The organism is Conexibacter sp. SYSU D00693, assembly GCF_017084525.1.
Lineage (GTDB): Bacteria > Actinomycetota > Thermoleophilia > Solirubrobacterales > Solirubrobacteraceae > Baekduia.
The window spans coordinates 3,469,328-3,485,709 of the sequence record NZ_CP070950.1 but is presented as its reverse complement, the minus strand read 5'-3'; the positions used below and the strand labels follow the sequence as shown (position 1 = coordinate 3,485,709).

15 protein-coding genes and 3 pseudogenes are annotated in these 16,382 nt (G+C 74.4%); 11 read left to right on the top strand and 7 right to left on the bottom strand.

The genetic code is table 11. The features are described from left to right. Positions 1–36: 36 nt before the first annotated feature. Complete coding sequence (locus tag JUB12_RS17270) at positions 37–813, top strand: FkbM family methyltransferase (RefSeq protein WP_205696679.1); 777 nt, start codon at positions 37–39, stop codon at positions 811–813. On the opposite strand, the gene JUB12_RS17265 is transcribed toward JUB12_RS17270, so the two are convergent. Genes JUB12_RS17265 through JUB12_RS17255 form a run of 3 tightly spaced genes read right to left on the bottom strand, consistent with a single transcriptional unit; the run spans position 810 to position 3,786 of the window. Then, positions 810–1,940: a glycosyltransferase family 1 protein gene (locus JUB12_RS17265; RefSeq protein ID WP_205696678.1), complete on the bottom strand. Its 1,131-nt coding sequence runs from the start codon at positions 1,938–1,940 to the stop codon at positions 810–812. The two genes, JUB12_RS17270 and JUB12_RS17265, sit on opposite strands and share 4 nt — an antisense overlap. Continuing rightward, positions 1,937–3,046 carry a glycosyltransferase family 1 protein gene (locus JUB12_RS17260; protein WP_241004303.1) on the bottom strand — a complete coding sequence of 370 codons (1,110 nt, stop codon included), beginning with the start codon at positions 3,044–3,046 and terminating at the stop codon, positions 1,937–1,939. Before JUB12_RS17260 ends, JUB12_RS17265 begins: the two co-directional genes overlap by 4 nt. Next, positions 3,043–3,786 carry an acyltransferase gene (locus tag JUB12_RS17255; RefSeq protein WP_205696677.1) on the bottom strand — a complete coding sequence of 248 codons (744 nt, stop codon included), beginning with the start codon at positions 3,784–3,786 and terminating at the stop codon, positions 3,043–3,045. The genes JUB12_RS17260 and JUB12_RS17255 overlap by 4 nt, the downstream gene beginning before the upstream one ends. Before the next feature lie 80 nt (positions 3,787–3,866). Here JUB12_RS17255 and JUB12_RS22395 point away from each other — a divergent pair. From JUB12_RS22395 to JUB12_RS17225, 6 genes and pseudogenes are all read left to right on the top strand, one after another. Next, positions 3,867–4,439 (top strand): annotated as a pseudogene (locus JUB12_RS22395) (GDP-mannose 4,6-dehydratase); the annotation flags it as partial. Between the two features lie 960 nt (positions 4,440–5,399). Continuing rightward, a pseudogene (locus JUB12_RS22390) lies at positions 5,400–5,861 on the top strand (GDP-mannose 4,6-dehydratase); the annotation flags it as partial. After that, positions 5,786–6,250, top strand: a pseudogene (locus tag JUB12_RS22385) (glycosyltransferase family 2 protein); the annotation flags it as partial. The pseudogenes JUB12_RS22390 and JUB12_RS22385, both read left to right, overlap by 76 nt. A gap of 90 nt (positions 6,251–6,340) precedes the next feature. Then, entirely contained in the window at positions 6,341–6,634 is a 294-nt protein-coding gene (locus JUB12_RS17235; RefSeq protein ID WP_205699845.1) for a hypothetical protein, read from the top strand. Between the two features lie 76 nt (positions 6,635–6,710). Further along, positions 6,711–7,286, top strand: a complete 576-nt coding sequence (locus JUB12_RS17230) for a hypothetical protein (protein ID WP_205696676.1) — start codon at positions 6,711–6,713, stop codon at positions 7,284–7,286. Positions 7,287–7,298: 12 nt separating this feature from the next. Continuing rightward, the gene (locus JUB12_RS17225; RefSeq protein WP_205696675.1) at positions 7,299–7,934 is read left to right on the top strand and encodes a hypothetical protein; all 636 of its coding nucleotides are present in this window, start codon (positions 7,299–7,301) and stop codon (positions 7,932–7,934) included. Here JUB12_RS17225 and JUB12_RS17220 read toward each other — a convergent pair. Continuing rightward, entirely contained in the window at positions 7,912–8,892 is a 981-nt protein-coding gene (locus tag JUB12_RS17220) for a GDP-mannose 4,6-dehydratase (protein ID WP_205696674.1), read from the bottom strand. The two genes, JUB12_RS17225 and JUB12_RS17220, sit on opposite strands and share 23 nt — an antisense overlap. A gap of 166 nt (positions 8,893–9,058) precedes the next feature. Here JUB12_RS17220 and JUB12_RS17215 point away from each other — a divergent pair, with 166 nt between their 5' ends. The 3 genes from JUB12_RS17215 (at position 9,059) to JUB12_RS17205 (ending at position 11,672) form a co-directional block, all read left to right on the top strand. Continuing rightward, complete coding sequence (locus tag JUB12_RS17215) at positions 9,059–9,904, top strand: WecB/TagA/CpsF family glycosyltransferase (protein WP_205696673.1); 846 nt, start codon at positions 9,059–9,061, stop codon at positions 9,902–9,904. A 137-nt stretch (positions 9,905–10,041) separates the two neighbouring features. Beyond that, positions 10,042–10,266, top strand: coding sequence for a hypothetical protein (locus JUB12_RS17210; protein WP_205696672.1), 225 nt, complete (start codon positions 10,042–10,044; stop codon positions 10,264–10,266). Positions 10,267–10,403: 137 nt separating this feature from the next. After that, the gene (locus tag JUB12_RS17205; RefSeq protein ID WP_205696671.1) at positions 10,404–11,672 is read left to right on the top strand and encodes a nucleotide sugar dehydrogenase; all 1,269 of its coding nucleotides are present in this window, start codon (positions 10,404–10,406) and stop codon (positions 11,670–11,672) included. Here JUB12_RS17205 and JUB12_RS17200 read toward each other — a convergent pair. Next, complete coding sequence (locus JUB12_RS17200; RefSeq protein WP_205696670.1) at positions 11,669–12,544, bottom strand: SDR family oxidoreductase; 876 nt, start codon at positions 12,542–12,544, stop codon at positions 11,669–11,671. The two genes, JUB12_RS17205 and JUB12_RS17200, sit on opposite strands and share 4 nt — an antisense overlap. A gap of 278 nt (positions 12,545–12,822) precedes the next feature. On the opposite strand from JUB12_RS17200, the gene JUB12_RS17195 reads away from it, so the two are divergent. Beyond that, positions 12,823–13,794: an NAD(P)-dependent oxidoreductase gene (locus JUB12_RS17195; protein ID WP_205696669.1), complete on the top strand. Its 972-nt coding sequence runs from the start codon at positions 12,823–12,825 to the stop codon at positions 13,792–13,794. A gap of 14 nt (positions 13,795–13,808) precedes the next feature. Here the strand turns inward: JUB12_RS17195 and JUB12_RS17190 are convergent, their stop codons facing one another. Beyond that, positions 13,809–14,330, bottom strand: a complete 522-nt coding sequence (locus tag JUB12_RS17190) for a hypothetical protein (RefSeq protein WP_205696668.1) — start codon at positions 14,328–14,330, stop codon at positions 13,809–13,811. A 285-nt stretch (positions 14,331–14,615) separates the two neighbouring features. Next, on the bottom strand, positions 14,616–16,301 hold the full coding sequence (locus tag JUB12_RS22290) for a hypothetical protein (protein WP_205696667.1): 1,686 nt from the start codon (positions 16,299–16,301) through the stop codon (positions 14,616–14,618). Between the last annotated feature and the right edge of the window lie 81 nt (positions 16,302–16,382).

Here is a 16,382-nt window from a genome sequence, read left to right as displayed (position 1 = left end):
CGCGTGCGGCGAGGACGTGCCGTACAACTCGCCGTGATGGCGCTCACGCCCCAGCAGCAGATCGCGATCATGCGGCCGGTCACCCGGGTGCTCAAGGCCACCGGCCTGCGCGGTCCGGTGATGCGCGCGCGCAAGGCTGCCGTCCGCCAGCGCCGGGCGCTCGTCGAGCGCCGCGGCTCCGACCGCCTGTCGCATCCGGCGCTGCACGACCTCGACCGCAAGCTCGACCGCATCATCGACCGCGACGGTGGCTTCTTCGTCGAGGCCGGCGCCAACGACGGCTTCACGCAGTCCAACACGTACTGGCTCGAGCGCTTCCGCGGCTGGCGGGGGCTGCTCGTCGAGCCGATGCAGGAGCTCGCCGACGAGGCGCGCCGCGAGCGTCCCACCGCGCACGTCGTCCGCTGCGCGCTCGTCCCCGCCGGCTTCGAGGACGCGACCGTGCGCATGCGCTTCGGCGACCTCATGTCGACGGTCAGCGGGTCGCGCAACGACGAGCCTGACTGGACCGCCGCGGGGCTCGCGCTCGGCTGGCGCGACCCCTACGAGGCCGACGTCCCGGCGCGCACCCTGAGCTCGATCCTCGACGAGATCCAGGCGCCGGAGGTGGACCTGCTCTCCCTCGACGTCGAGGGCTTCGAGGCGCCGGTGCTGCGCGGCCTGGACATGGCGCGCCACGCCCCGCGCTTCGTCCTGGTCGAGATGCACGACCGCGCCGAGCAGGGGCCCGACGTCGAGGCGGCGCTCGGCGAGCGCTACGGCGAGCCCGAGCAGCTCTCGCCGATGGACTGGCTCTACCGCCGCCAGGACTAGCTGGCCGCCGCGCGGCGCCAGCTCGCGAGCGTCAGCTCGGCGGTCCGGCGCCACGTGAACAGCGCCTGGCGCTCGCGGCCGGCGGCGACGAGCCGCTCGTGCAGCGTCGCGTCTCCCAGGATCCGGCCCACCTGCTCGGCGACCGCCGCCTCGTCGCGCGGGTCGAACAGGAGTGCCGCGTCGCCGGCGAGCTCCGGCATCGCGGAGACGTTCGAGCACGCCACGGGCACGTCGCGCGCCATCGCCTCGAGGACCGGCAGGCCGAAGCCTTCGTTGAGCGACGGGAAGGCGAAGCAGCCGGCCGCGCGGTACAGGCCCTCGAGCTCCTCGGGCTCGACGAAGCCGGCGATGGTCAGTGCCTCATCGACGCCCAGGCGCTGGGCCTCGTCGCGCAGCACGCCGTCGCGCTCGGCCGTCGAACCCACGAGGACGAGTCGCACGGCGGGGTGCGCCCGCCGCAGCGTCGGCAGCGCCCGGACGAGGACCTCCTGGTTCTTGTGGACCTTGAGCGCGCCGACGCAGAGCACGATCGGCCCCTCACCGAGGCCGAAGCGCTCGCGGACCTCCCGCTCGCCCAGCGGCTCCACGTCAGGTGGCGTCCCCTGCCCCAGCGGGACGACGTCGAGCTTCGACGTCGGGATCCCGAGATGCTCCACCAGGTCGCGGCCCCCGGCCTCGCTGATCGCGACCACGCGCGCGGCGCGGCGGGCGACGGGCGGGATCGTCGTGCGCCACAGCGTCTCGGTGAGCGCCATCGTCCCGCCGGTGGGCGCGACGAGCCACGTCGTGTCGGCAACCACGACGACGTGCGCGGCCCGGGTGCGCAGCGGCCCGGTCATCCCCGCGCTGTGCAGGACGTCGACGCGCGCCGACGCCCAGGCCCCCAGCACGGACAGCTCCGTCAGCGCGCGCAGGCCCCGGCGACCGAGCACCGGCGGCGTGGCCCAGCGCACGGCGTCGGCCCAGGGCTCGACGGCGAGCGTCTCGCGGCCCAGCGGGTTGACGACCATGGTCAGCTCGAGCTCCGGGGCGAGCTCCAGGACCTCGCCGACCAGGCGCCGGACGTAGACCTCGAGGCCACCCATCCCCGGCTCGAGGAACAGGGCGTTGATGCCGACGCGCCTCACGCGCCCAGCACCGCGTCGTAGACCGCCAGCGTCCCGCGCGCCGTCGCCTCCCACGTGAACCGGGCGGCCTGCGCCCGGCCACGCTCGGCCAGCGTCCCACGCAGGGCGGCGTCGTCGAGCAGCCGCTGCACGGCCCCGCGGATCGAGCGCACGTCGAGCGGGTCGAAGAGCAGCGCCGCGTCGCCGGCGACCTCCGGCAGCGACGTCGCGTCCGCGCAGGCGACCGGCAGGCCGCGGCGCATCGCCTCGACGACGGGCAGGCCGAAGCCCTCGGCCAGCGACGGGAAGGCCAGGAGCGTCGACGCCGCGTACAGCCCCTCGAGCTCAGCGTCGCTCACCCACCCGGCGCGCACGACCCGCGCTCCCTCGACCTCGAGGTCAGCGTCGACGCCCTTCGCGGGGTAGCCGGGGACGACGAGCGTCGCGTCCAGGCCCGCCATCGCCTGGGCGAGGCGCACGACGTTCTTGTGCGCGCGCTTGGGCGCCGGGCACAGCACGAGCGGGCCGTCGCCAAGTCCCAGTCGGGCGCGCAGCTCCACCTCGCTCACCGGCTCGACGCCGCCCAGCAGCCCCGGACCCTGCGGCACGACCGCCACCTTCTCGGGCGGCGTCCCCAGCAGCTCGACGGCGTCGCGCTTGGTCGCCTCCGACGGCGCGATGACCCGGGCGGCGCGGCGCACCGCCGGCGGCACCAGCACGCCGAGCCCGCGTGCGAGCAGGCCGCTGTGGGTCTCGGGCATCCGCGCCCAGATGAGGTCGTGCAGGGTGAGGACGAGCGGGACGCCGAGCGGCGCCAGCGGCGCCGTGTTGCCCAGCGAGTGGACGAGGTCGACGCCCGCGCGGCGCACGTACGCCGGCAGCAGCGCCTGCTCCACCACCGTGCGCCGCACCCGCGTGTCCGAGGAGACCGGGAGCGTCGCGACGCGCAGCCCGTCCACCCAGGGCGCGGCGCGCAGCTCGCCCGCCAGCTCGCGCCCCGCGAAGACGACGAAGCGCAGCTGCGGCCGGGCGGCAGCCAGCGCCGGCACGAGGGCGCGCGCGTAGGTCTCCATGCCGCCGGTGGCGCCCGGCGCGAGGTAGGCCAGGTCCAGGCCGACGGTCGTCAACAACCGTGCTCGGCCTTCCAGCCGGCGACGATGTCCTCGGGGTAGCCGCGGTGGAAGTGGCGCGTCCACGGGTACGCCGGGCCGCTGCCGTCGCTGAGCGCCACGCGCGAGGCCTCGCCAACCTCCTTGGCCGGCACGCCGACGACGACGGTGCCAGATGCGACGTCCTTGCGCACGAGCGATTGCGCACCGACCAGCGAGCGGCTGCCGACGCGCACGCCGGGCAGCACAGTCGACATCGTCGCCACCACCGCGAAGTCCTCGATCGTCACGCCGACGTGGAAGCCGTCGCTCGGCGGATGCGGGTCGTTGGTCAGCACGACGTAAGGGAAGATCCAGACGTAGGACCCGACGTCCGAGAGCTTCCCGCAGTGGACGTTGGAGTGCAGGCGCACGTGGTCGCCGAAGCGTAGGTCGCCCTGGATGTCGCAGAGCGTCCCCAGTTGCAGGTCGCGCCCCGCCCGCGTCGCCTCGCGCACCGTCACGCGGTGGCCTGTCTGGAGCCCGGGGCCGAAGGTCGAGCCCTCGTAGAAGATCGAATGCGAGCGGATGAGCGCGCCGTCGCCAACTTCGAGCGGCCGACCCTCGGCCAGCGGCGTCGGCTCCCCGATCGAACAGTGGCTGCCGATGCGGCACCCCGCACCGAGCCGGACGTTGCCGTGCACGACCGTGAAGGGCCCGATCTCGGCATCGTCCGGGACCTCGGCGGCCGGATCGATCAGCGCTGTGGCATGGACCATGGCGGCAAGGCTACGGGCGGCTCGCGTGCGGCACCTCCTTCGGGCATCCACCCCCACCCCTCGTTAGCCTCAGCGCCCGCATGGCCAAGTCAGCGCTCATCACCGGCATCACCGGCCAAGACGGGTCCTACCTCGCCGAGCTGCTCCTCGAGAAGGGCTACGAGGTCCACGGCATGGTGCGCCGCGCCTCGACGGAGAAGTTCGACCGCATCGAGCACCTGCGCGACCGCATCACGCTGCACCAGGGCGACCTGCTCGACCAGCGCTCCCTCGTCGACACGCTGCGCGCCAGCGAACCCGACGAGATCTACAACCTCGCCGCGATGAGCTTCGTCGCCGTCTCCTGGGTGCAGCCCACGCTGACCGCGGAGTTCACCGGCGTCGGCGTCACCCGCCTGCTCGAGGCCATGCGCGAGGTCTGCCCCGAGGCGCGCTTCTACCAGGCCTCCAGCTCGGAGATGTTCGGCAAGGTCCGCGAGGTCCCGCAGACCGAGGACACGCCCTTCTACCCCCGCTCGCCCTACGGCGTGGCCAAGGCCTACGGCCACTTCATCACGGTCAACTACCGCGAGTCCTACGACCTCCACGCCACTTCGGGGATCCTGTTCAACCACGAGTGCCTGCGTGCCAATGCGCCGCTCATGGTGCGGCGCAACGGCATCACGCAGGTGGTCACCCCGGCCGACCTCGTGCCGCTCGTGCGCAAGGGCCCGAGCGTCCAGACCTTCGACCCGGGCGAGCTCGTGGAGGTGTGGGACGGGGACGGCTGGACCGCCATCACGGCGATCACCGCGACGCGCCGGCGCGCGACCGGCCCCGACCACGTCCTCCTGCGCACGGAGACGCGCGGCGGCGTCGTCGAGACCACCGCGCACCACCACCTGCTCGACGACGACTACGAGCAGGTCCTCGCTCGTGACGTCGAGGTGGGCGACCGGATGGCCGTCCACGAGCACTTCCCGACGTCGCTGGAGTGGACGGCCGCCACCCCGGAGATGGGCGAGCTGCTCGGCCTGCTGGCCGCGGACGGCTACGTCTCCGACGACGGCCGCAAGGTCCGCTTCACCAACAACGACAGCGTCCTGCGGGCTCGCGTCGGTCAGCTCTGGTCGCGCTGCTTCCTCGGGACGTCCACGCAGTGGACCGGTGTGTCGGGCTTCGACCCGAGCCGTGAGGTGCAGGCGCTGAACCTCAACGGCGCGCCCGGGGCCGGCGTCTGGCTGCGCGAGCAGCTCTACACCCGCACGCGCCACAAGCAGGTCCCGCCGATGGTGCTCAACGCCAGCCCCGAGGTCCACGGCGCCTTCCTGGCGGGCTTCTACGCCGGGGACGGCCTCAAGCAGGGCAAGGGCGACAGCATCACGACCAACTCGCCGGTGCTCGCGCAGGGACTCGTGTGGCTCTACGGCCTCCAGAGCCGCCAGGTCTCGGTCTACACCGAGCCGCGCGGTGACCGGGTCTACTACCGGATGAACGTGGCGACGGCCACGCCGGTGGGCGCCAAGGGCCAGCACCTGCGTCGTGACCCGGCGGAGGTGCGACGGACGACCCCGATCGTGCCGACCGACGGTGACGACTTCGTGTTCGACCTCGAGACGGAGTCGGGCGTCTTCTGCGCCGGCGTCGGGCGCCTGGTCGTCCACAACTCCCCCCGCCGCGGGCTCGAGTTCGTCACCCGCAAGATCACCTGGCACGCGGCGGCGATCAAGCACGGGCAGCTCGCCAAGCTGCGGCTCGGCAACCTCGACGCCGAGCGCGACTGGGGCTATGCGAAGGACTACGTCGAGGCCATGTGGCTCATGCTCCAGCAGGACACGCCCGAGGACTTCGTGATCGCCACGGGCGAGACGCACACCGTCCGCGAGTGCGTGGAGATCGCCTTCGACGAGGCCGGCCTGGGCGACTGGCAGCCGTACGTGGAGCTCGACGAGTCGCTGCTGCGCCCCGCGGAGGTCGACCAGCTCATCGGCTCCTACGCGAAGGCCGAGAAGGTCCTGGGCTGGAAGCCCGAGACGTCCTTCGAGGAGCTCATCCGCCTCATGACGCGGGCGGACCTCGGGCTGCTGAAGCCCTGACCGGCGCGGCGGCGACCGGGCCGCGCCTGAGCGTCATCGTCCCGGTCTTCAACGAGGAGCGCGACCTCGCCGCCGTCTTCGCCCGGCTGCTCGAGGCGCCCTGTCCGGTCGAGCGTGAGTTCGTCGTCGTCGACGACGCCTCGACCGACGGCTCCCTGCGCGTCCTGCAGGAGCTCGCCGCCCGGGACCCGCGGGTCAAGGTCATCCGCCGCGACGTCAACGGCGGCAAGGGCGCCGCGGTCCGCGAGGGCCTCGCCGCCGCCACGGGCGACCTCGTCGTCGTCCAGGACGCCGACCTCGAGTACGACCCCCACGACGTCCCTCGCCTCCTGCAGCCGCTGCTCGACGACGAGGCTGACGCGGTCTTCGGCTCGCGCTTCCGCCGCGACCGCCCGCAGGTCCACCGCACCGCCCACGTCTACGTCAACCGCGTCCTGACGGCGCTGAGCAACGTCCTCAGCGGCATCTACCTCAGCGACATGGAGACGGGCTACAAGGTCCTGCGCGCCGACCTCGTCCAGCCGATGCGCCTGCGCAGCGAGCGCTTCGGCTTCGAGGTCGAGGTCACCGCCTACCTCGGCAAGACCGCCGCGCGCATCCAGGAGCTGCCGATCTCCTACGTCCCGCGCTCGCGCCTGGCCGGCAAGAAGATCTCCTGGCGCGACGGTGCCGCGGCGCTCTGGTGGCTCGTGCGCTTCAACCTCCTCACGCCCTTCGGCCGGGCGTTCACGCCCGACCTCCCGGGCCGCTACCGCCCGGGCCCCCGCGCCTGACCAGCGGCCACGACCCGTTCACACCGCCTGCCGCGTGTGACCGACCGGTCCCGTTAGGGTGCCCCGCCTGCCCTCCATGCGACGAACCCGGCTCGAGCAACTCCTCTTCCTGGCCCTCCTCGCGGGCGTGGCCGTCTTCCTCGTGGTCGCCGCGGCGAGCGATCCCGAGGGCAGCGACGTGCCCGCGTCGACCGTGGCGTCGAGCACGACCGCCACGACCACGACGGCGACCCCCCAGACCACCCAGGCCCCCGCGACGCCGCTGCGCAGCGGGACGCTGACCGCGACACTGGGCGGCATCCAGGTCGTGCCCGCGACGTCGGCGTCGGGTCGCCAGCGCCAGCGCGTGCGCGTCGTCGTCGGCGTGCGCGTCACCAACAGCGCCGAGAGCTCGGTCGCCATCCGCGACGTCTTCCGCCTGGCCTACAGCGGCCGCAGCGTCGCGCCGGACCGCGGCGCCTCGGGCGAGATCCGGGCGCTGGACCTCAACCGGGCGCTGGAGGAGCGCGAGGAGCGCGAGGGCGAGCTGCGCTTCGAGCTGGCCGGCGAGGACACGGCGGCCCTGCGCCGCAGCGGCCGGGCCCGCATCGAGTTCACGGCGCCGCGTGGCCGGAGCGCCGCCGCGCGCGTGACCGTCGCCTTCCCGCGGTAGGCCGCCGAGGGCATGCAGGGTCTCGCGCCACACCGACGGGAGACCCTGGGCCAGATCGCGCTCGGCGTCGTGGTCGGGATCGGCGGCGGCGTCGCCGTGGCGGCGCTGACCGGCGGACCGGACCTCCCGGACGCCGGCGCGTCCGCCGCACCGCGCACGCCGGTCGACCAGACCGCGCCCGCCCGCCCAGCGACCGGCCCGCCGAGCACCGCGCGCACCCCGCCGCCCGCGCCGCCCCAGCCCCTCGCCACCGGCACGCTGCGCTCCGGCCCCCTGGTCGCCTCCCTGCGCGGCGCCGCGCTCATCCCCGCCACCTCGGCCTCCGGCCGCGCCCGCGACCGGCTGCGGGTCGTCGTCCGTGTCCGCCTGCGCAACGCCGGGACCGCCCCGGTCGAGGTCGCCGACACCTTCCGCCTCGCCTTCTCGGGCCGTCAGCTGCGCCCCGACCCCGGCGCGCAGGGTCAGGCCGGCGTCGTCAGCCTGCGCAGTCCGCTGTCGCCGGCCGGCATGCGGGAGGGCGAGCTGCGCTTCGAGCTCTCCGGGGCCACCTCCCGCGCGCTGACCGACGGCGGCCGCGCCCGCGTCGAGCTGACGGCCCCGGGCGAGCCGCCCGGGACCCGCCGCATCACCCGCCTGCGCCTGCGCTGACCCGCAGCGCCGCGAGGTCCGCGGCGACCATCTCGCCGACGAGCTCCTCGAACGAGCACGACGGCTCCCAGCCCAGCTCGCGCCGCGCCCGCGACGGATCGCCCACCAGGACCGTCGGCTCGGGCGCGCGCACGAACGCCGGGTCGACCACGACGCGCCCGTCGCCGACCGCCTCCGCCACGCCGGCCGCGCCGAACGCCGCCGCCACGAAGTCGCCCACCGTCCGCCCGACTCCGGAGGCCACGACGTAGTCGCGCGGCTCGGGTGCCTGCAGGGCCAGCCACGCGGCGCGGACGACGTCCCGGGCGTGCGACCAGTCGCGGACCGCCGCCAGGTCGCCCAGGCGCAGCTCGTCCTCCAGCCCCAGCGCCAGGGCCGCCGCGCCGCGCGTGATCTTGCGCGTGACGAACCGCTCGGGCCGGCGCGGCGACTCGTGGTTGTAGGCGATGCCCGAGACGACGAACTGCCCGTGGTGCTCGCGCATCGCTCCGCACAGCCCGTGGGCGGCGAGCTTGGCCACGCCATAGGGCGAGCGCGGGCGCATGGGCGAGCGCTCGTGCTGCGGGGACTCGCCGGCGTCGCCGAACACCTCGGCGCTCGAGGCGACGAAGACTCGCGTCGACGGCCCGACCCGGCGCGCCGCGGCGAGCAGCGCGCCGGTCGCGCCGGCGACCGCGTCGAGCACCCCCGACGGGTCCTCCCACGACGCGGGCACGAAGGTCGGTGCGGCCAGGTGGTAGAGCTCGTCGGGCGCCACGGACGCGACGGCGGCGGCCAGCGACGCATGGTCCGCGAGGTCGCCGGCCACGAGCTCGACCTCCTCGGGCACCCACGACGGACGGCCGGCCGAGGGGTCGCGCACGAGCCCGAAGACCGCGTAGCCCTCGCCCACGAGGAGCTCCGCGAGGTACGTCCCGTCCTGGCCCGAGACGCCGGTGATGAGGGCCCTGCGAGCCATGTTGCACCAGGTTATGCGAGGTTGCGCGAGGGTTTGTCGTCGCCGGGAACCTGGGAACTCGACGAAAGGCCCGCAGGAAACCGGAACCTTCGGCCCTCCCGAGCGTTCTTGGTGGCGTACCCCCCTCCTAGCCCCCAGGGAGGACCGAGAGGTGACACCCGCCCGCATGGCAGCCCCCATCCCCGCACCGATCGACGAGACGCCGTCCGGCTTCCGTGATCTGGCGGTGGTCGACAGCACCCCGCCGACCACCGACCTCCTGGGCGTCCCGCTCGCGCTGACGGACTACGACGAGACGATGGACTGGATGGACCAGGCCGTCGCCCGCGAGGACAAGGGCTACATCTGCGTCGCGGCGACCCACACCGTCGTCGCCTGCCAGGACGACCCCGAGCTGCGCGAGGCCGTCCTGAAGAGCTCGCTCACCGTCCCGGACGGCCAGCCGCTGCGCTGGGCGCTCAACGCCATGGGCGAGCACCTCGAGGACCGCGTCTACGGCCCCGAGCTCATGGCGCGCTACTGCGAGCGCAGCGCCCAGACCGGCACCCGGATGTTCCTCTACGGCGGGCGCAACCAGGGCGCGCTCGTCCAGCTGGCGCTCAACCTGCGCAAGCGCTTCCCCGGCCTCAAGATCGTCGGCGGCTACTCGCCGCCCTTCCGCGAGCTCGACGCCGAGGAGGAGGACGCCATCGCCGAGGAGATCAACCGCTCCGGCGCGGACGTCGTCTGGGTGGGCATCGGCGTGCCCAAGCAGGAGAAGTGGATGGCGCGGATGCGTGACCGCCTCGACGCGCCGGTGCTGGTCGGCGTGGGCGCGGCGTTCGACTTCCACGCCGGCCTGGTCCCCCAGGCGCCGCTCTGGGTCCAGCACTCCGGCCTCGAGTGGGCCTACCGCCTCGCGCACGAGCCGCGCCGGCTCTGGAAGCGCTACGCGATCAACAACCCGCGCTTCGTCGCGGGGTTCGCCAAGCAGTACGCGGGCCACCTGCGCCACGGCCCCGTCGCGCACTAGCGGCGAGCTGCCGCTCGCCGTCGCACAACCGCCGTTCGCCGTCCCCGCCCCTGGCGCACCGCCGTTCGGTGCATAGGATCGCGCGGCCCATCGACACGCTGTCGATGCGCTGATCGACCAGACCCAGGGGGAACGAGATGTCGAAGATGCGCAAGGCGCTGGCGGCCTCCGCCGCGATCGCCCTCATCGCCACGCCGGCTGCGGCCGACGCGAAGGCGAAGACCCGCAAGGCCAAGCCCGCCAAGGCGACGGCGGACCAGCTCATCAAGCTCAACACGAAGGTCCTCCAGGGCGGCCAGTGCCCGATCCTGGACACCCGCGGGTCGGTCGTGCTCGGCCTGCCGCTGGACCTCTGCCTGTAGTCCTCCTCGGCCGATAGGCCGCTCGCGGCGCCCGGCCCCACGGCCGGGCGCTGCGTCCTCGACGGTCAGGGATGTCCGACCGCGCCCTTGCGCGCGCAACTGCTCGCTCCAGCGCTCGTTAGCCTGAGGCAGAGCAGATGAGCTACGACGTCGCTGTCATCGGCCTGGGCCGCATCGGCCTCCCCCTCGCGCTCGCGTTCGCCGACCAGGGCCTGCGCGTGCTCGGCATCGACAACGCGCAGGACCGCCTCGGGGCGATCCGCGACGGTCGCATGCCGTTCCGCGAGCCCGAGGCCGACGAGGTCCTCCAGCGCGTGCAGGCCGCCGGGCGCTTCGAGCTCAGCGAGCGCGCCTCGGACGCCGCGCAGGCCGACCATGTCGTGATCACGCTGGGGACGCCGACCTTCAGCCACATCGAGATCGACCTCAGCGACATCCGCAGCGTCCTCGACGACCTGCTGCCGCACCTGCGGGCCGACCACGCCGTCCACCTGCGCTCCACGATCGCCCCGGGGACGACCGAGTTCGTCGCCGGCTACCTCGAGAAGCACCTGGACCTGCGCGTCGGCGAGGACGTCTTCGTGGCCCACGTCCCCGAGCGCATCGCGGCCGGCCGGTTCTTCGAGGAGGCCAAGTCGCTGCCGTGCATCATCGGCGGCGTCGGCGAGCGCTCAGGCGAGGTCGCCGCGGACCTCTTCGCCAAGCTCGGCGCCCCGATCGTCCAGACCACGCCGGTCCAGGCCGAGCTCGCGAAGATCTGGACGAACATCCTGCGCTACGCCAACTTCGCGCTGCCCAACCTCCTGATGATGGACTGCGAGCAGTACGACGCGAACGTCTTCGAGGTCATCGACCTCATCAACCGCGACTACCCCCGTGGCGGCATCGCGCTCCCCGGCTTCACCGCCGGCACCTGCCTGCGCAAGGACTTCGCCTTCTCCGAGGAGCGCTCGAACGCCCCGGGGATGCTCCTGGCGGTCTCGCGCGTCAACGAGGGCGTCCCGCTCTTCCTCGTCCAGGGCATCAAGCGCCGCCTCGGCTCGCTGCGCGACAAGCGCGTCGCGGTCCTGGGCCTCGCGTTCAAGGCCGGCACCGACGACGAGCGCGACTCGCTGGCCCACAAGCTCATCCGCCTGCTCGAGCGCGAGCTCGCCGACGTCGCGGTCCACGACCCGCTCGTCGACACCCCGACCCAGTCCCTCCAGGACGCCGTCCTGGACGCCGACGCGATCGTCGTCGCCACGAACCACCCGGAGTTCTGCTCGCCCGCGACCCTGCGGCTCATCGCCGAGGGCGCCAAGCGCGACGCGCTGGTGGTCGACCCGTGGAACGCCTGGGGCGCCGCGCAGGTCTTCGCGCACACCGACGAGCTGCTCGCGCTCGTCGGGACGGGCGCCGGCGCCTAGGCCCCGGGCAGGTGGGCGAGCGCCTCGGGGTGCGCGCCCAGCCAGTCGGCCAGGGACGTCGGCGGCCGGCCGGTGAGCTGCTCGACGTCCGGCGAGACCGCCGCGAGCGACCCGTCGCGGATCGCCTGGTAGGACGACACCCAGCCCGCGACCTCCCAGTCCGGCGCGCCGTAGGACGCCCGCGACGCGAACGCCTCCTCGTCGGTCTCGTCGTGGAAGCGCACCGCCTTGCCGGTCAGCGCCGTCATGAGCTCCGCCGCCTCGCCGAGCGAGAACGCCGACGGTCCCGTGAGGTCGTAGGCCTTGCCGTCGTGCCCGGTCGAGGTCAGCACCGCCGCGGCGGCGGCCGCGACGTCGTCGCGCAGGACCGCCGCGAGCTTCCCGTCCCCCGCCGGCCCACGGATGACGCCGTCCTCGCCCGCCATCGACGGGATGAAGTCCATGTAGAGGTTCATCCGCACGAAGGTGTGCGGCGCCCCGGTCTGGCGGATGTGCTCCTCGGTGGCCCAGTGGTCGCGCCCGAGCGTGAACGTCGTGTCGGGCCGCGCGTCGACGAACGAGAGGTAGACCAGGTGCTCGACGCCCGCCTGGACCGCCGCGTCGACCGCGGTCTTGTGCTGCTCGACGCGGTCGCGCGCCTCGGCGGCCGGGATGAGGAAGACCGTCCCCGCCCCGGCGAACGCGTCGACCAGCTCGTCGTGCGCGTGGTAGCCGGCTGCCACGCGGACGTCGGCCTTGGCCAGGTCGGGCGCGCGCGAGGCGTCGCGCACGACCATGCGCAGCGGCGCGTGCGCGTCGGCGAGGAGCTTGGCGACCCGGCCGCCCACGGCCCCGGTCGCGCCGGTGACGGCGATGATCTGGCCCTGGGACATCGCGGGCCACGGTACTCGCCGACCTGTCGGTCACTGCTGCGCAGCACCGGCCCCCGCTGGTTGCCGATCAGGCGCAGGACGTAGGCGTCCCGCGTGTGGCTGTAGCGGAACAGCGGCGACAGCAGCACGAGCGTGGCGCGGCTCACGGTCCGGCGCGGCCGGTGGGAGGTGCGTGCGGCCATGTCTGGGACTACGCGGGGGACGCCGAGTGCTGACGCGATCTGCGCTTCGTCGCCCGCTGGGCCGCCGCGCACGGCGCTGGGTAGCCTCCGCCCGCGATGAAGCGCGTTCTCGTCACCGGCGGCGCCGGCACGATCGGCCAGGCCGTCGTGCGCCGGCTCATCGCGGACCCCGACTACGAGATCCGGGTGTCCGACCAGCGCGAGGCGCCCGACTGGATCCGCGAGGCCTGCGAGGTCCACCAGGGCGACCTGCGCGAGCTCGACGAGGCCAAGGCCGCCACGCAGGGCTGCAGCCACGTCATCCACCTCGCCGCGATCGTGGGCGGCATCGGCAACTTCCACAAGCTGCCGTACACGCTCACCGAGGTGAACAGCGCCCTCTACAACGCGATCGTCCGCGCGGCCATCGACCACGCCGTCGAGCGCTTCACGTACGTCTCGAGCTCCATGGTGTTCGAGCGCGCATCCGAGTACCCGACCACCGAGGACCACATCTGGACCTGCCCGGTCCCGAAGAGCGCCTACGGCTTCTCGAAGCTCGCCGGCGAGGTCTGGGTCCGCGCCGCGCACGACGAGTTCGACCTGCCGTACACGATCTGCCGGCCCTTCAACGCCTACGGCCCGGGCGAGATGCCCGAGGACGAGCCGGGCATCGCGCACATGGTCCCCGACGTCATCAAGAAGTGCCTGGCGCTGACCGACGGCCAGCCGCTGCCGATCTTCGGTGACGGCACCCAGACGCGCACGCTCACCCACGTCTCCGACATCGCCGACGGCATCGTCACCGCGATGTCCTCGCCCGCCGGCCTCAACGAGGACTTCAACGTCAGCGCCTCCGATGAGCGCACCGTGGCCGAGATCGCCCGGATCATCTGGGAGGCCTGCGGCCACGACCCGGCCGCCTTCGCGCTCGAGCACCTGCCGACCTTCGAGGTCGACGTCGTGCGGCGCTGGCCGGACGTCAGCAAGGCTGAGCGGCTGCTCGACTGGCGGGCGAAGGTGGGGCTGCGGGACGGGATCGACGAGACCGTGGCGTGGCTGCGGTCCGTCGCCGCCGCCAGCGCCTGAGCCCGCCCCCGGTGCTAGTCCGCCACCGGCATGGGGTACGCGCGTTCGCTCGCCGCCGCCGGCCCGCCGTACACCCGGAAGCGGGCGGAGATGGTCATCCTCGCGATCGCGACGTCCTGGGAGCGCAGGAGGCGCAGGAGGCTGCGCCCCCGAGCGGTGACCCTCGGCGCCACGACGAGCGGCTGGTCGCGGCGCAGCTGACCCAGGAACGTCGCGACCGTGACGCGCCGGCCCTCGACGGTGCGCAGGATCCGGAACCGCAGCTCCCCGACCACGGGCTGCGCCGGCACCGTGAACGTCACGCCGTTGCGCAGGACGTCGGTCGCCGTCACCGCCCCCGACGTGCCACCGAACGCGTTGTAGGCCTGCTCGCGGACGTTGAGCGCGGTGCCTGGAACGGCGAGGCCCAGGTCGCACTCGCTCGCGAGGCCCGCGCCGGGCGGACACCCGGGCAGCGACGTCTGTGCGGCGGCCCAGGACGGGGCGAGGGCGCCGGCCAGCAGCAGGGTGGCGCAGAGGGCGCGTCGGTGGCTCATCAACGGACGCTCCTCCTCGGTCCTTCGTCGACACCTCGGGACGATGGGGAGACGCTACCGGTGCCGAGCCCCGGGGTGCGCTGGAGCCGCATGGAGGACCGCGAGCTGGGAAGCTGCCGGGGTGACGGGGTTCGTGTGGGAATCCCTGACCTTGCGGTGGTCGTGCATGCAGCTGCGGCTCCCCTGGCCGCAGCGACCACCTCCCAAGCGTCGACCCAGCCCCCCTGGGCGACGGAAGGCGGGCGCCGGGCCTTCGGGCCCGGCGCTCTGCCGTCAGCGGGGGTCTCAGCGCAGGCGGATCGTGCGGGTGGCGCGGCCGGCGTTGCCCGACGGCTCGGTGCCGGTCACCTCGACCACCGCGCGCAAGCCGCGCGCCCGCTGGAGCGCCGCCCGCAGCGACGGCTTGACCTGGAGCGTCGCGGTGAGCCGCTGGTCGGCGCCCGCCAGCACGCGGGGCGTGGCACCGAGGACGACCACGGAGCGGCCCCGCACGCGGCGCGGCGCCAGCCGCAGGCCCAGGCGCGCGGCGGCGGCGCGGTCGAGCAGCAGGCGCCAGCGGACCGTCGCGGGCTCGGTGGTCGTCGCCGAGACGACGAGCCCCTGGGCCAGCACGCCGCGCAGCGACATGCGGCGGGCCCCGACGCGCAGGAGCGGCCGCGTGCGGTCGGTGGGGATGACGATGAGCTTGGGCCTCGCCTGGCCGCCCGCCCCGAGGGTGCAGTCCGCGCAGGGCGGGTCGGGCACGCCGCCCATCCAGGAGACCGCGCCGCCGGCGAGCGGCTCGCCGTCGTCCCGGGCGCCGTCGCGGTCGCGGTCGACGTAGGCCGTGAGGTCGTCGCGGCCGACCGTCGTGCCTTGCCAGCTGAGGGTGCCCTGGCCGGCGGCGTCGAGCTCGAGCGCCCCGGACGCCGGGTTGGCCCCGGTCACCGACCAGCGCACGAGCTGGCCGCCGGCGCCGCGGTCGTCGGTCGCCCGGACGCGGACGGCGAGCCGGTCGCCGAGCTGGAAGCGGTCCGACGCCTGCTCGAGCGCCAGCAGCCGCGGGCGCCGCAGGCGCAAGGTCGCCGTCCACTCGACCTCCGCCCCGGGTGCGATGGCGGTCCCGAGCGACGCGTGGTCGTCCCACTGCACGACGAGCGCCTTCTCGACGGGCGCCTGGTCGACGCCGGTGACGACGGCGTCGTCGTGGTGGTCGGGCAGCACCGCGGCCGGGCTGCCGATGGCGTAGCGCCCCCAGGGCGTGCCCTCGACGAACGCCACGGCCGAGCCGGCGAGGTCGTCGCGGACGGTGAGCGTGCGCGGCCGGCCGGCGCCGGCCTCGCCCACGGTGCCCGAGGTCCGCGGGCCGGCGTCCGGGACGTTGGCGGCCGGCGCCGGATGCGCCACGGCTTGGAGCCAGCCCTGCACGCGCAGCGCCCGGGCGGTGAGGTTGCGCACCACGTAGCGCACGGTGACGTCGGCCGTTCCCGGGACGAGGGCGAGCTCCTGGCGCACCTCGGCCTGGGCAACGCCGCCGGCGACCGCGCGGAAGACGTCCGTGACGCCCGAGGCGGTGCGCTCGGTCGCGACGGGCGTGAAGGCCTGCGCAGCGCCGCCCGGGGACGGGCTGAAGAGCGCGGGGACGTCCGGGAGCGCCAGGACCAGGCCGTTGCGGCGGCGCTCGGCGAGCGCCCGGAAGGCGTCCGGGACCCCGGCGAACCCGGCGGTGAACCCGTGCCCGGCGGCGACGCAGACCCGGGCCGGGTCCCCGTCGAACGCGACGACCTGCCGGCCGTCCGCCTCGGCCTCGCAGCCGAGCGCGTCGCGGCTGGTCGGCGATCCCAGCGACGTGGTGCTGGGCAGCAGGTAGGCCCACGCGTCGCCGAGGACCGGCAGGCGACCGCCGTCGACGACGGCCCCCGCGGCGATCGCCGCGAGCGCGAGTGCTGCCGCGCGACGCCCCCGCGCCGCACCCGAGTCACGCATGCTCATGTGCCCAGGACCCCGTGGCGGCGCTCCCACAGCACCGCCGAGGGGATGCATCTCAGCGTACGGGCGGCTCCCGGGCGCTGC

Bases quoted from the DNA above. Each gene is read 5' to 3' on its own strand.
- JUB12_RS17215 (WP_205696673.1), top strand. From the start codon at position 9,059: ATGGCAGCCCCCATCCCCGCACCGATCGACGAGACGCCGTCCGGCTTC.
- JUB12_RS17205 (WP_205696671.1), top strand. From the start codon at position 10,404: ATGAGCTACGACGTCGCTGTCATCGGCCTGGGCCGCATCGGCCTCCCC.
- JUB12_RS17230 (WP_205696676.1), top strand. From the start codon at position 6,711: ATGCGACGAACCCGGCTCGAGCAACTCCTCTTCCTGGCCCTCCTCGCG.
- JUB12_RS17255 (WP_205696677.1), bottom strand. From the start codon at position 3,786: ATGGTCCATGCCACAGCGCTGATCGATCCGGCCGCCGAGGTCCCGGAC.
- JUB12_RS17220 (WP_205696674.1), bottom strand. From the start codon at position 8,892: ATGGCTCGCAGGGCCCTCATCACCGGCGTCTCGGGCCAGGACGGGACG.
- JUB12_RS17235 (WP_205699845.1), top strand. From the start codon at position 6,341: ATGGAGACGGGCTACAAGGTCCTGCGCGCCGACCTCGTCCAGCCGATG.
- JUB12_RS17270 (WP_205696679.1), top strand. From the start codon at position 37: ATGGCGCTCACGCCCCAGCAGCAGATCGCGATCATGCGGCCGGTCACC.
- JUB12_RS17225 (WP_205696675.1), top strand. From the start codon at position 7,299: ATGCAGGGTCTCGCGCCACACCGACGGGAGACCCTGGGCCAGATCGCG.
- JUB12_RS17210 (WP_205696672.1), top strand. From the start codon at position 10,042: ATGTCGAAGATGCGCAAGGCGCTGGCGGCCTCCGCCGCGATCGCCCTC.
- JUB12_RS17200 (WP_205696670.1), bottom strand. From the start codon at position 12,544: ATGTCCCAGGGCCAGATCATCGCCGTCACCGGCGCGACCGGGGCCGTG.
- JUB12_RS22290 (WP_205696667.1), bottom strand. From the start codon at position 16,301: ATGAGCATGCGTGACTCGGGTGCGGCGCGGGGGCGTCGCGCGGCAGCA.
- JUB12_RS17195 (WP_205696669.1), top strand. From the start codon at position 12,823: ATGAAGCGCGTTCTCGTCACCGGCGGCGCCGGCACGATCGGCCAGGCC.
- JUB12_RS17190 (WP_205696668.1), bottom strand. From the start codon at position 14,330: ATGAGCCACCGACGCGCCCTCTGCGCCACCCTGCTGCTGGCCGGCGCC.